12 protein-coding genes are annotated in these 13,060 nt (G+C 62.9%); 9 read left to right on the top strand and 3 right to left on the bottom strand.

Going from position 1 to position 13,060, the window contains the following annotated elements; genetic code table 11:
• Positions 1–14 precede the first annotated feature (14 nt).
• Positions 15–1,172, bottom strand: coding sequence for a fumarylacetoacetate hydrolase family protein (locus LSO07_RS01585; protein WP_151092009.1), 1,158 nt, complete (start codon positions 1,170–1,172; stop codon positions 15–17).
• A 429-nt stretch (positions 1,173–1,601) separates the two neighbouring features.
• Here LSO07_RS01585 and chvE point away from each other — a divergent pair, with 429 nt between their 5' ends.
• The 3 genes from chvE (at position 1,602) to mmsB (ending at position 5,480) form a co-directional block, all read left to right on the top strand.
• Entirely contained in the window at positions 1,602–2,624 is a 1,023-nt protein-coding gene (gene chvE / locus LSO07_RS01580; protein WP_223278970.1) for a multiple monosaccharide ABC transporter substrate-binding protein, read from the top strand.
• Between the two features lie 113 nt (positions 2,625–2,737).
• A complete protein-coding gene (gene mmsA / locus LSO07_RS01575; protein WP_070258325.1) occupies positions 2,738–4,279 on the top strand; it encodes a multiple monosaccharide ABC transporter ATP-binding protein in 1,542 nt (513 codons plus the stop codon).
• Positions 4,269–5,480: a multiple monosaccharide ABC transporter permease gene (gene mmsB, locus LSO07_RS01570; RefSeq protein WP_034783824.1), complete on the top strand. Its 1,212-nt coding sequence runs from the start codon at positions 4,269–4,271 to the stop codon at positions 5,478–5,480. The genes mmsA and mmsB overlap by 11 nt, the downstream gene beginning before the upstream one ends.
• A gap of 61 nt (positions 5,481–5,541) precedes the next feature.
• Here the strand turns inward: mmsB and LSO07_RS01565 are convergent, their stop codons facing one another.
• On the bottom strand, positions 5,542–7,173 hold the full coding sequence (locus LSO07_RS01565; protein ID WP_151092007.1) for an NAD(P)/FAD-dependent oxidoreductase: 1,632 nt from the start codon (positions 7,171–7,173) through the stop codon (positions 5,542–5,544).
• Positions 7,173–8,684 (bottom strand): polyamine aminopropyltransferase, encoded by a 1,512-nt coding sequence (locus LSO07_RS01560; protein ID WP_151092005.1) that lies wholly within the window; start codon positions 8,682–8,684, stop codon positions 7,173–7,175. The genes LSO07_RS01565 and LSO07_RS01560 overlap by 1 nt, the downstream gene beginning before the upstream one ends.
• A 60-nt stretch (positions 8,685–8,744) precedes the next feature.
• Between LSO07_RS01560 and LSO07_RS01555 the strand changes: the two genes are divergently transcribed.
• From LSO07_RS01555 to LSO07_RS01530, 6 genes are all read left to right on the top strand, one after another.
• Entirely contained in the window at positions 8,745–9,131 is a 387-nt protein-coding gene (locus tag LSO07_RS01555) for a DUF350 domain-containing protein (protein ID WP_151092003.1), read from the top strand.
• A gap of 27 nt (positions 9,132–9,158) precedes the next feature.
• Positions 9,159–10,205, top strand: a complete 1,047-nt coding sequence (locus LSO07_RS01550) for an SPFH domain-containing protein (RefSeq protein WP_070279933.1) — start codon at positions 9,159–9,161, stop codon at positions 10,203–10,205.
• A gap of 10 nt (positions 10,206–10,215) precedes the next feature.
• Positions 10,216–11,679, top strand: coding sequence for a DUF4178 domain-containing protein (locus LSO07_RS01545; protein WP_151092001.1), 1,464 nt, complete (start codon positions 10,216–10,218; stop codon positions 11,677–11,679).
• Entirely contained in the window at positions 11,676–11,846 is a 171-nt protein-coding gene (locus LSO07_RS01540; protein WP_157814714.1) for a hypothetical protein, read from the top strand. Before LSO07_RS01545 ends, LSO07_RS01540 begins: the two co-directional genes overlap by 4 nt.
• Positions 11,847–11,848: 2 nt before the next feature.
• Complete coding sequence (speD, locus tag LSO07_RS01535) at positions 11,849–12,220, top strand: adenosylmethionine decarboxylase (protein WP_151091999.1); 372 nt, start codon at positions 11,849–11,851, stop codon at positions 12,218–12,220.
• A 64-nt stretch (positions 12,221–12,284) separates the two neighbouring features.
• Positions 12,285–12,839, top strand: a complete 555-nt coding sequence (locus LSO07_RS01530) for a hypothetical protein (RefSeq protein ID WP_151091997.1) — start codon at positions 12,285–12,287, stop codon at positions 12,837–12,839.
• Positions 12,840–13,060 lie beyond the last annotated feature (221 nt).

Here is a 13,060-nt window from a genome sequence, read left to right as displayed (position 1 = left end):
TAGGAATTGGGAAATCAGATCAGGCCGCGCTGCGCCAGGCTCCGGTACAGCGCGCGCACGCCGAACGTCCAGGGGGCAATCGCATCGCAGCGCTGCACTTCGTTGACCAGCGCGCCCAGCGAAGCGCTGGCAATCGTCACCCGGTCACCCAGGTGGTGCGTAAAGCCGCCGCCTTGCGCGCCGCGGTCCTTCACGGGCGAGAACATGGTCCCCAGGAACAGCATGAAACCGTCCGGGTACTGGTGGTACTGGCCTGCCGTCTGGCGCACCAGGTCGAGCGGGTCGCGGCTGATCTCGCGCATGAAGCTGGCTCCTTCGAGCACAAAGCCGTCGTCCGCGCCCTCGATCAGCAGCGACACTTCCGCCTGGCGTACGGTGTCGAGCGTGAAGTGTTCGTCGAACAGGCGGATGAAGGGGCCGATGGCGCAGGAACCGTTGTTGTCCTTGGCCTTGCCCAGCAAGAGGGCGCTGCGCCCTTCGATGTCGCGCAGGTTGACGTCGTTGCCCAAGGTCGCCCCCAGCACCTCGCCGCGGCTGTTGACGGCCAGGACGATCTCCGGCTCCGGGTTGTTCCAGGCGGACGATGGCAGCAAGCCCACCTGCGCGCCGCAGCCCACCGAGGACATCGGCTGCGCCTTGGTAAACACTTCCGCATCGGGGCCGATGCCCACTTCCATGTATTGCGACCAGGCGCCGCGCTGCTGCAACTGCTGTTTCAGGCGCTGCGCCGCGTCCGAGCCGGGCTTCAACGCCGACAAGTCGCCGCCCAGGGTCATTTGCAATGCAGCGCGCAAGCTCGCCGCGCGCGCCGCGTCGCCGCCCGCCTGCTCCTCGATCACCCGTTCGAGCAGGCTGACGGCGAAGGTCACGCCGCAGGCCTTGACGGCCTGCAGGTCGCACGGCGCCAGCAGCAGCTCTCCTGCCGGTGCGGCCAGCGCCTGCACCAGCAGGGCCTGCACGGAGCCAAGCGCGATTCCGGGTGCATGGCGGGCGATATCGAGCGCATCGCTGCGCTCGAACAGCTCGGCCACCGTCGCCACCGTCTGCGTGATGTCGACCACCTCGCCGCCACGCACGGCGACGACGCAGGGGCCGTCACGCCAGATGCGGCCGATGAGGAGGGCCTGCGCCAGGTCGGCGGGCAACAGGGAGGCGGGAGAAATCGGCTGCATGGCAAGCTTTCAAAAGGTCGTGACGGGATGGCTGGTCTTCAAGTTCGGACCGATTCTGCGCGCCGCCCTGTGTCGCCGCAATTACGAAAATCACCAAATTGAATGATGATTATTGGTATTGCAGTGCACCAAAAAAAGCCGCCGACCGGCCCCCGTTTCCGCCCTGCCAGCAGGCGGGAAGGCGCGCAATGGCGCATTGCATCAATTGGCTTATCGATACCGTTTTGGATATCGCCAATGCGAAAAAAGTGATTGGTGAGGGATGGATGGACAAACTAGTATCAGCCGTGGCCTGCAATCGGCCATCCGCACGGAGCCCGCCCACTGGACGACGGCCCTGGCACATTCAACTATCGAAGACGGTGGAGACCTGAAATGAAAACAACAATGAAAATGCTGACCGCGAGCCTGGCGCTGGCCATCTCCGGCATGGCGGTAATGCCCGTGGCAAGCGCCGCCGACAAGGGCGCGATCGGCATCTCGATGCCAACCAAATCGTCCATGCGCTGGATCGCCGATGGCGACAACATGGTCAAGGTATTCAAGGAGCGCGGCTACAAGACGGACTTGCAGTTTGCCGACGACGATATCCCGAACCAGCTGGCGCAGGTGGAAAACATGATCACCAAGGGCGCCAAGGTGCTGGTGATCGCCGCCATCGACGGCACCACCCTGTCGAACGTGCTGCAAAAGGCGGCCGACAAGGGCATCAAGGTCATCTCGTATGACCGTTTGATCCGCGGTACGAAAAATATCGATTACTACGCCACCTTCGACAACTTCCAGGTCGGCGTGCTGCAAGCGGGCTATATCGAATCGGCGCTGAAACTCAAGGAAGGCAAGGGCCCGTTCAACATTGAACTGTTCGGCGGCTCGGCCGACGACAACAACGCGCACTTCTTCTACAACGGCGCGCTGTCGGTGCTGAAACCGTACATCGACAGCGGCAAGCTGGTGGTGCGCTCGAAGCAGATGGGGATGGAAAAGGTCGCCACCCTGCGCTGGGATGGCGCCGTGGCGCAGGCGCGCATGGACAACCTGCTCAGCGCCTACTACGGCAATGCGCGCGTCGACGCGGTGCTGTCGCCGTATGACGGCTTGAGCATCGGCATCCTGTCGTCGCTCAAGGGCGTCGGCTACGGCACGCCGAAACAGCCCTTCCCCGTCGTGACGGGCCAGGATGCGGAAATCCCGTCGGTGAAATCCATCATCCGCGGCGAACAGGCATCGACCGTGTTCAAGGACACGCGCGAACTGGCCAAGGTGACGGCGAATATGGTCGACGCGATGATGAGCGGCAAGACGCCGACCGTCAACGATACCAAGACCTATAACAACGGCGTGAAAGTCGTGCCGTCCTATCTGCTCAAACCCGTCACCGTCGATAAGGCGAACTGGAAGCAGGTGCTCGTCACCGGCAGCGGCTACTACACGGAAGCGCAAGTGAAATAAGCATCCAAGGTACTGAAGGCCCGGCGCTGCCGGGCCTTTCGCTTCATGCACGATCAAGAACAAGACTGCCGCACGACCGATGCCGACCAGCGCGGCCGTGCCAGAGAGGTTATATGACGAACACTATCCTGGAAATGCGCGGGATACGCAAAACATTCCCGGGCGTCGTTGCGCTCGACAATGTCAACCTGCGGGTACGCAGCGGCGAGATCCACGCCATCGTCGGCGAAAACGGCGCCGGCAAATCGACCCTGATGAAAGTGCTGAGCGGCGTCTACGGCCATGGCAGCTATACGGGCGACATCGATTACCTGGGCCAGACGCGGCACTTCCGCGGCATCAAGGACAGCGAAGAAATCGGCATCATCATCATCCACCAGGAACTGGCGCTGGTGCCCCAGTTGTCGATCGCCGAGAATATCTTCCTCGGCAACGAGCCGGCCCACATGGGCGTCATCGACTGGGAATACGCGCAAGCGAAGACGCGCGAACTGCTGCACAAAGTCGGCCTGAAAGAGTCCCCCGACACCCTGATCACCAACCTGGGCGTGGGCAAGCAGCAGCTGATCGAAATCGCCAAGGCGCTGTGCAAGGACGTCAAGCTGCTGATCCTCGACGAGCCGACGGCCAGCCTGAACGAAAGCGACAGCGCGGCCCTGCTCGACCTGCTGCTGGGCCTGAAAGCCCAGGGCATCGCCTCGATCCTGATCTCGCACAAGCTCAATGAAATTTCACGGGTCGCCGATGCCATCACGGTGCTGCGCGACGGGAACACGGTCGACAGTTTCGACTGCCGCATCGACGCCGTCAGCGAAGACCGCATCATCGAAAAAATGGTCGGGCGCGAAATGGCCGACCGCTATCCGCCGCGCACGCCCACCATCGGCGAGACCATTTTCGAAGTGCGCGACTGGCGCGTGTTCCATCCCGAGCATGCCGACCGCCCCGTCATCAAGGGCATCAACATGCATGCCAAAAAGGGCGAGATCATCGGCATCGCCGGCTTGATGGGCTCCGGGCGCACGGAACTGGCGATGAGCATTTTCGGCCGCGCCTACGGCCAGCGCATCAGCGGCACGGTGCTCAAGAATGGCCAGGAAATCGACGTCAGCACCATCGGCAAGGCGATCGCCCACGGCCTCGCGTATGTCACGGAAGACCGCAAGGGCCTGGGCCTGATCCTCGAGGAAGACATCCAGAAGAACACCAGCCTTGCCAACCTGGACGCGATTTCAAAGCACATGGTGATCGACGAGCAGCGTGAATTCGGCGTGGCCGAGGAGTTCCGCCGCAAGCTCAAGACCCGTTGCTCGAGCGTGGCGCAGAAGGTGGTCAACCTGTCAGGCGGCAACCAGCAGAAAGTGGTGCTGGCGAAATGGCTGTTTTCGCGCCCCGACATCCTGATCCTCGATGAACCGAGCCGCGGCATCGACGTGGGCGCCAAGTACGAGATCTACAGCATCATCAGCGAGCTGGCCGCCGAAGGCAAATGCATCATCATGATTTCCTCGGAAATGCCGGAATTGCTGGGCATGTGCGACCGGATCTATGTCATGAACGAAGGCCGCTTCGCGGCAGAACTGAGCGCGGCAGAAGCATCGCAGGAACGCATCATGCGCGCGATCGTTACACACGGAGAAAACAATGGACAATAAATTGACAGCAGGCGCGCCAGCAACGCCAGCCGCGGCGCCGCAAGCGAAAAGCTATGCCGGCTTTTTGAAGAACAATATGCGCGACTACGGCATGCTGCTTTCCCTGATCGTCATCATGGGCTTTTTCCAGTACATGACCGACGGCACCCTGATGCAGCCGCTCAACCTGACCAACCTGGTGCTGCAAAACAGCTACATCGTCATCATGGCGCTGGGCATGCTGATGGTCATCGTGGCCGGCCATATCGATTTGTCCGTCGGCTCGGTGGTCGGCTTCGTCGGCGCGCTGGCGGCCGTCCTGATCGTCAACTACAACATGAACTTTGTCGCCGCCAGCATCATCTGCCTGCTGGCCGGCGCCGTCATCGGCGGCGCGCAAGGCTATTTTGTCGCCTTCTTTAAAATCCCGTCCTTCATCGTCACCCTGGCCGGCATGCTGGTGTTCAAGGGCCTGACCCTGGCCCTGCTGGCGGGCCAGTCGGTCGGCCCCTTCCCGGAAGGCTTCCAGATGCTCAGTTCGGGCTTCCTGCCCGACCCGTTCGGCGGCGAAAACCTGCGCGGCCTGTCATTGCTGCTGGGCGTGATCGCCGCCGCGGCGCTGATTATCACTTCGCTGCGCAGCCGCGCCAAGCAACTGAAGCACGGCATGGAAAACGAACCGCGCGCCTTCTTCCTGCTGAAAAACGCCATCTTCGCCGCCGTGATGGTGTATTTCAGCTACCTGCTGGCGTCGTACCGCGGCTTTCCCAACGTGCTGGCCGTGATGTCGCTGCTCATCGTCGCCTACACCTTCATTACCAACCGCACCGTGCTGGGCCGGCGCGTATATGCCGTGGGCGGCAACGAGAAGGCGGCGCGCCTGTCCGGCATCAAGACGGAACGGGTCAGCTTCTACACCTTCGTCAACATGGGCATGCTGGCCGCGCTGGCCGGCCTGATCTTCGCGGCGCGCCTGAACACGGCCACGCCAAAGGCCGGCACGGGTTTCGAGCTGGACGTGATCGCCGCCTGCTTCATCGGCGGCGCCTCGGCTTCGGGCGGCGTGGGCAAGGTGATGGGAGCCGTGATCGGCGCCTTCATCATGGGCGTGATGAACAACGGCATGTCCATCATGGGCATCGGCATCGACTACCAGCAGGTGATCAAGGGCCTGGTGCTGCTGGCGGCCGTGTTCATCGACGTGATCAACAAGAACAAATAGACCGGTTCGAGCCTTAGGGGGCTCTGGCCGGCGCTTGCGCCGGCCTTTTTCATTGATATCCTCATGTGGAAGCCAGGCGCGCCGCCCTGTCACCCCACCACGCCGCTTCCTCGAACACGGAAAAGCCCGACAGATCGGCATGCGCGAACAGGATGGCGCCGTCGTGTTCGCGCAGCGCCTTCAAGCCCGCATTGCTGCGAAATCCCGGCAACGGTGCCGCCATGGCGTGGCCGCGCACGGTGATGTCGACCCGTTCGACGCAGCTGGCAAAATCGCGTCCATACGCCGTCTTCAAATCGACGCTGGCCAGCGCCAGCAATGCCTCGGGCGTGGCCACATCTAACCACTTGCGCGCTTCCTGCGGCGTGCGGTCGGACAGGGCAACATAGGCGCTGAAGACGGTTTTCTCGGGCGGGCGCACGCGGATATCCTGGTGCGTGGAGACGACATAGCCGAGGCCCGGTTCCTGGTACACCACGTTGTCCCAGCATAGCGGCGCATGCGGCAGTTCATCGGGAAAGCGTTTCAGTAAAAAATTCGCCACCAGCCACGGCGCATACGCGGGCGTATCGCGCTGCGCGTCAAAGCCATACTCGGCGATATTGTTCACCACGCGCGCGGCCACGAACAAAGGCATGGCGCAGATGGCCTTGCGCGCCTTGACCAGGTAAGTGCGCGGCTGGCCATCGACCAGTTCCAGGCACAGCGCTTCCACGCCCTGCTCCGTCGTCCGCACGGAAACCACCGTGCCCGCATGACGCTTGACACCTGAGGCCTGCTCCATGGCCGTGGCGACAGGTTGCATGCCGCCCGGCCAGGTCAGCCACGCGCCATTGCCGGCATTGGCCGCCTGTCCCCAGCGGCTGCAGTAGTAATGCAGGCCCGCCCAGGCCGAGACCTGGTCGTAGCGCGTGCCGTAGTCGTCGCGGCAGCAGTAATTCAAATACCAGTGCAGGGTGGGCGAGGTATAGCCTTCGCGCTCCATCCACTGCTTCAAGCTGATGGTGTCGAGCGCCTGCCAGGCCGGGTCTTGCGACGACTCCACGGTAGGAAAAACGAAGACGCGCTTGCCATCGTTGCCATGCACCTGGCGCAGGCGCCGCACGTCGGCAAAGAAACGCTCGTGCTGCGCCAGTTCTTCGGCGGAAACGCCTTCGGTGGGAATGAAGCCATCCTGCCAGTGACCGTTGAACAGCAGGCGTTCCTCGGGTGCGTGCAGGATGTAGCGCTCGTCATAAGTCGGCTTTTCCGCCTGCGGATCGCGCTGGATGATCCCCAAATCGAACAGGATCTCGCGCACATGGGTCGATTCGGGCGAAGGCAGCGGCAGGTAATGGCCGCCGGTCGGATAGGCCAGGTCGCCGAACTGCCCGCCGGCCGCGTTGCCATACGGCTGCGGCCCATCGATCATGAGGAAATCCTTGTGCCCCAGTTTATTCAAGCGCCAGGCCGCCGTCAGGCCGGCGATGCCGGAGCCGAGGATGGCGACATCCGTGGTGACGGTTGCCGAAGGCGCCGGCAGCGCCGTGCGCTCGCGCAGCAGCTTGCGCAAGTAATGCCCCTCGCTGCGGCCCGGATACAGCACCTTGGGCGTGATTTCCTGCCAGCGCAGATACGCGGCGATGCTGCCGATGCCAGCGGCTGCCGCTGCCGTGCCGCCGGCAGCCCACAGCATGAAGGAGCGGCGCTGCATCAGCGGATCACCCGGTTCCAGTCCTGCTCGAATTCATGCACGAGCGACTGGGTATTCAAGCGATTCGGCGCCATGGGCAGCGGCTGCATGTCGGGCGGGAAGATGAACATCTCGCGCGTGGTGTCCGCATTCAGGTAGCGCATCGGCAGACGATAGCTGGTGGGCGGTTTGTAGTCGAGCTGGGGCGAGGCCAGGATAAAACCCCATTCGCCGAACGAGGGCACGTAGGCGTGATAGGGCCAGGTGCGCATGCCCACTTCGCGCAGGGTCGAATTGATGGTCCAGTAAGCGTGCGGCGCAAAGAAGGGCGACGTCGATTGCACCACCATCAGGCCCTTGGCCGCCAGGTGCTTTTTCACCAGGTCGTAGAACGGCACCGAATACAGTTTACCGAGCGCGAAGCTGGACGGGTCGGGGAAATCGACGATGGCCGCGTCGAACATGTCGCCGTTGTTGCGCAGCCAGACGGCGGCATCGGCATTGACGACGGTAACCCGCTTGTCCGAGAACGACTTGTTATTCAGCTTTGCCAGTTCCGGGCGCGTGGTAAACGCGGCCGTCATGGCAGGGTCGAGGTCGACGACGGTGACGTGTTCGATCTGTGGATAACGCAGGATTTCGCGCAGGGCCAGGCCATCGCCGCCACCCAGCACCAGCACGCGGCGCGCCCACGGCAACGCTTCCAGCACGGGGTGCACCAGCGCTTCGTGGTAGCGGTACTCATCGCGCGAGGAAAACTGCAGGTTGCCATTGATGTACAACCGCGTATCGTCCTTCCAGCGCGTGATCACCAGGCGCTGGTAGGGCGTGGTGGTGGAATACACGATCTGGTCGCCGAACAGCCCGTGTTCGCCCCAGGCCACCATGCGGTCCGACATGGCAAAGCCGGCGACCAGCAACAGCATCACGGCACAGGCGCGCAGCAAACGTCCTGTGAGATTTTTCAGCTCAGCGCGGAATACATAAATGCTCCACAGGCCCACGCCCACATTGAGCATGCCGAACAGGAAGCCCGTGCGCACCAGACCCAGGTACGGCGACAGCACCAGCGGGAACAGCAGGGACACGGCCAGCGCGCCCAGGTAATCGAATGTCAGCACGCGGCTGACCAGTTCAGAAAATTCCGTCTGACGCGTGTTCAGGGCGCGCATCACCAGCGGCACTTCCATGCCGACCAGTGCGCCGATCAGGAACACCATCACATACAATAAGGTGCGAAATGGCGCGGCCATCCACGAAAAGGTCATGAACAGGATGGCCGCCGACAGGCCACCGATCAAGCCCACGGCCAGTTCGATGTCGACGAAGCGCGAAAGCACGTCATCGTCCTTTACATACTTGGAAAAGTGAGCGCCCACACCCATCGCGAACAGGTAGCAGCCAATGATGGTGGAAAACTGCAGGATGGAGTCGCCGAGCAGGTAGCTGGACATGGCGCCGGCGATCAGCTCATACGCGAGGCCGCAGGAAGCGACCACGAAGACGGACAAAATCAGAATCTTTTTGTTCATTGGACTTTTTTTGTTCTAATATGCGTTGACGTTATCAAATACTCATTTGTGAGGAATGCCGTGCCCGCCATCCTAAACTATCTGATCCATCTTTTACTGGCCGCCGGGCTGCTGATTGTATTTTTTATCATCTACACGCGCGTCACGCCGTATAACGAAGTGCTGCTGATCCGCCAGGGCAACCAGGCGGCGGCCCTGTCGCTGGGCGGCGCCATGCTGGGCTTTTCCGCCACCATCGCCTCGTCCCTGATGCACACGGACGACTACCAGCAGTTCTTCGCCTGGGCCTTTGGCGCCATGGTGGTGCAATTGCTCGCCTATGTGGTCACCACGCGCCTGCTGCGCATGTCGAAAGACCAGATCGAATCGAACAACAGCGCCTTCGGCGGCTTGCTGGCCGCCATTTCCCTGTCGATCGGCGCCATCAACGCCGCCTGTATTTCCTGACGTTTTACCTCATTCAAGGACACCATCATGAGCCTCGGCAGCTTTATCAAGAAGCAGTTTATCGACGTACTGCAGTGGAACGAAGAAACGGAAGGCGTACTGGCCTGGCGTTTTCCCATGCAGGATTTCGAGATCCAGAACGGCGCCATCCTGAATGTGCGCGAATCGCAGGTGGCCGTCTTCGTCAATGAAGGCAAGATCGCCGATGTCTTCGGTCCCGGCACGCACAAGCTGACGACGCAGACCTTGCCGTTGCTGACCAACCTGAAAAACTGGGACAAGCTGTTCGATTCGCCCTTCAAGTCGGACGTGTATTACTTCAGCACGCGCGTGCAGACGGGCCGCAAATGGGGCACGCCGCAGCCGATCACCATCCGCGACAAGGATTTCGACATGATCCGCGTGCGCGCCTTCGGCATGTACTCGTACCGCATCGCCGACGCCCGCACCTTCTTCACCGAGATCAGCGGCACGCGCGAAGTCTATACGCGCGACGAAGTGGAAGATCAATTGCGCGGCATTCTGATGTCGAGCATGGCCAGCTCGCTGGGCGGCGCGAATGTCCCCTTCCTCGACATGGCGGCCAACCAGGCGCTGATGGCGCAAGAGGTCAAGGATGGCCTGGCGCAGGCATTCGCCCGCTATGGCGTGGGTCTCGATGAATTCAATGTGGCCAGCATCAGCCTGCCCGAGGAATTGCAGGCGGCGCTGGACGAGCGCATCTCGGCCGGCATGAAGGGCGGCCTGGGCGCCGACAAGATGAGCGGCTTTACGAAATTCCAGGTGGCCAATGCGATCCCGCTGGCGGCGCAAAACGAAGGCGGCATGGCCGGCATCGGCGCGGGACTGGGCGCCGGGCTGTCGATCGGCCAGGTGATGGCGCAAAGCATGGGCGGAGCGCTACAGCAGCCGGCGCCTGCCCCGGCCGCGCCGCCTGCGGCGCCACCGGCCCCCGTGGAAGAACCGATCGAGGCGCGCCTGGAAAAACTCAAGGGCTTGCTCGACAAGGGACTCATCTCGCCGGCCGACTACGACGGCGCCAAGGCTGAACTGCTGAAAAAACTGATCGGCTAAGCGCGACTGCATGCAAACTGTTTCCTGTCCCAGCTGCGGCGCGGAAGTCCACTTCCGCTCGCACGCTTCCGTGCTCGCCGTGTGCGAGTACTGCCACAGCACCATCCTCAAGGACGCCGATTCCGTCAGAGACGTGGGCAAGATGTCGGCCGTCCTCGAGGATTACTCGCCGATCCAGGTCGGCACGGCCGGCGTGCACGATGGCGTGCACTTCACCGTCGTCGGCCGCATCCAGCAGCGCTACAGCGCCGGCACGTGGAACGAGTGGTATCTGCTGTTCGACGACGCCAGCACGGCGTGGCTGGGCGACTCGTCCGGCCTGTACACCCTGACGCGCGTACGCAGCACGCAAGACGCCCTGCCCGCCTTTGCCGAGCTGACGCCGGGCAGGCGCTACACGATCTGCGGCGAACCGTACACGGCGGCCGAGATCCGCAGCGCCGAATGCATCGCCGGCCAGGGAGAATTGCCGTTCAAGGTGGGCGCCGGCTGGCGCATCCAGGTGGCGGACTTCCGCAACTACGCCAGCTTTGTCACGCTCGACTACACGGATGGCCCGCAACCCGTCGTCTACCAGGGCGTTGCCGTCACCCTGGAGGGCTTGCAGTGCCAGCTGCTGCGCGACGACGACGCCATCGCCAGGAGCGCCGGCAAGTACCGCGGCAAGCTCGACGCGCTCGACTGCCCGTCCTGCGGCAGCGGCATCGGCTATGTACCCGGCGCGGCGGCGCAGCTGGTGTGCCCCGCCTGCCATGCGCAGCTCGACGCCAGCGGCCCGGAAGCGCAGGTGCTGGCCATCGGCAAGCAGGTGCACGACAACGCCGACATCACGCTGGAGCTGGGCGCCAGCGCGAAGATCAGCAATGCGGACTTCACGGTGATCGGCATGATGCGCCGCGCCGACGACGAAGGCAGCGAGTGGAATGAATACCTGCTGTACAACGCGCGCGCCGGCTTCTTCTGGCTGGTGGAGACGGACGATGGCTGGTCGCGCTCGAACGTGCTGCCGAACTGGCCCAACTGGGCGTCGCTGGACGCCGATACCTGCACGCTCGATGGCGCCACCTACCGCAAACTGTATGACTACGGCTCGCAGGTCGTGTATGCGGCGGGCGCCTTCAACTGGAAGGTGGCCGTCGGCGACAGCACGCGCGTGTTTGAATTCGAGCAGGGGCAGACCAAGCTGGCGGCGGAGCTCACCGGCGAGGAAATGACCTGGTCGCGCTCTGTGCCCGTCGCCTATGACCAGATGGCCGCCTGGTTCGGCAGCGCCTTCCATGGCGGCGACAAAGTGCAGAATATCCAGCTGAGCCATCGCGGCATCGCCAAGGTCTTCATCATCATCGTGCTGGTCTTGAATGCGATTCCCATGTTTGTCTCGTTCTCCAGCACCTTGATGTGGAGTTTGCTGGGCTGCCTGGCGCTGTTCCTGCCTGCCGCTTTTCTCGACAAGAATGCAAAGAATCCCCCATGAGTAAATACGTGATCTATGCCCTGATGGTGACCTTCAGTGTCACGGCCGCCAACTGGGTGCGCATGTTCAAGGTGGCCGGCAGCAGCAGCGGCAGCAGCTGGAGTTCGCGCACGGGCAGCGGCGGCGGCAGCTATGGCGGCGGCTCCAGCGGCGGCAGCCACAAATAGGCATGGCAGCCACACCGCATCTGCCCCTGGGCACCCACTTGCTGGCCGATTTGTCGGGCATCGCGCCGGCACGCCTGCGCGACGGCGCCGCGCTCGAGCGCCTGCTGCGCGACGTTGCCATCACGGCTGGCGCGCAGGTGCTGCACAGCCATTTCCACAGCTTTGGCGCCGGCCAGGGCGTCACCGGCGTGGTGCTGCTGGCTGAATCGCACATCTCCATCCACACCTGGCCGGAATGCAGCTTTGCCGCCGTCGATATCTTCATGTGCGGCGCGGCCCGGCCGCAACTGGCGCTCGATGCCATCAAGGATGCCTTGCAGGCGGCGCACTGCCAGCTGCAATCCGTGCGGCGCGCGCCGCCCGGGCAAGCCTAGCGTCGCTGGTGGATCGCGTGGGGATCGCTTACACTGTCGGCTCATTCCCCCAACCGTGACTCCCATGCGCCGTTCCGCCCGACTTGCCCTGCCCCTGCTGCTGCTGGTTTCCGCCTGCGATGACTACACGGCGCCCAGCCTGTACCAGGCCACCACGCCCGAGTGCAAGACGTGGACGGAGGGTTCGCGCTTCGAGCTGCCGCGCGGTATCAGCGTGTATGCCACGCCGCCCGTCACGCTGAAGGAAGGCGGCACGGAGCTGGCACTGATTTTTACTTTACCCGTCGGCACGCAAGCCAGTTTTACGCGCCTGTCCTTCCTGCTGGAAGAGCCGAAACAGCAGCCGTTCGCCGAGGCGAAAGTGCTGACCATCTACCAGCGCGGCATGAACCAGAAGGCGGAAATCGTCGACGTCATCGAAAAGCTGCCCATCATGTTTGCCGCCGTCGGCAACAGCAAGGAAACCCAGTGGCGGCTGCGCCTGCAACTGCCGCGCCAGCTGCCGCAGCGTTTCGACCTGTCCATGCCCGACATGCTCGTCGCCGGCAAGCGCTACCCGGTGCGCACGTTTACCTACCGCTATTTCCCCGAGCGCAGCGCTTACGGCATGTGCAGCTAATTCAACAATCGCGCCAACAATGTGTCGGATTACGCCCTGCGGACTAATCCGACCTACGGCATGTGCAGCTGAGCCATACCTTCCATTGACGGCGGCGCGCGCCGCTGGCACACTGGCGTTTTCCATCACACCTCAGGAGTAGACAACATGCGCCATTCGGATACTGCCGTGCTGTCGGCTGCCTGATCACTGTTTTCCCCGCTAACTCCCTTAGCACGCCC

The sequence above is a fragment of the Janthinobacterium sp. PLB04 genome, from assembly GCF_021165895.1.
Lineage (GTDB): Bacteria > Pseudomonadota > Gammaproteobacteria > Burkholderiales > Burkholderiaceae_D > Janthinobacterium > Janthinobacterium lividum.
This window is presented reverse-complemented; position numbering and strand designations above follow the sequence as displayed.

Coding starts and splice junctions, on each gene's coding strand:
- LSO07_RS01545 (WP_151092001.1), top strand. CDS start 10,216: ATGCAAACTGTTTCCTGTCCCAGCTGCGGCGCGGAAGTCCACTTCCGC.
- LSO07_RS01565 (WP_151092007.1), bottom strand. CDS start 7,173: ATGCAGCGCCGCTCCTTCATGCTGTGGGCTGCCGGCGGCACGGCAGCG.
- LSO07_RS01540 (WP_157814714.1), top strand. CDS start 11,676: ATGAGTAAATACGTGATCTATGCCCTGATGGTGACCTTCAGTGTCACG.
- LSO07_RS01585 (WP_151092009.1), bottom strand. CDS start 1,172: ATGCAGCCGATTTCTCCCGCCTCCCTGTTGCCCGCCGACCTGGCGCAG.
- mmsB (WP_034783824.1), top strand. CDS start 4,269: ATGGACAATAAATTGACAGCAGGCGCGCCAGCAACGCCAGCCGCGGCG.
- mmsA (WP_070258325.1), top strand. CDS start 2,738: ATGACGAACACTATCCTGGAAATGCGCGGGATACGCAAAACATTCCCG.
- LSO07_RS01530 (WP_151091997.1), top strand. CDS start 12,285: ATGCGCCGTTCCGCCCGACTTGCCCTGCCCCTGCTGCTGCTGGTTTCC.
- LSO07_RS01550 (WP_070279933.1), top strand. CDS start 9,159: ATGAGCCTCGGCAGCTTTATCAAGAAGCAGTTTATCGACGTACTGCAG.
- chvE (WP_223278970.1), top strand. CDS start 1,602: ATGGCGGTAATGCCCGTGGCAAGCGCCGCCGACAAGGGCGCGATCGGC.
- LSO07_RS01560 (WP_151092005.1), bottom strand. CDS start 8,684: ATGAACAAAAAGATTCTGATTTTGTCCGTCTTCGTGGTCGCTTCCTGC.
- speD (WP_151091999.1), top strand. CDS start 11,849: ATGGCAGCCACACCGCATCTGCCCCTGGGCACCCACTTGCTGGCCGAT.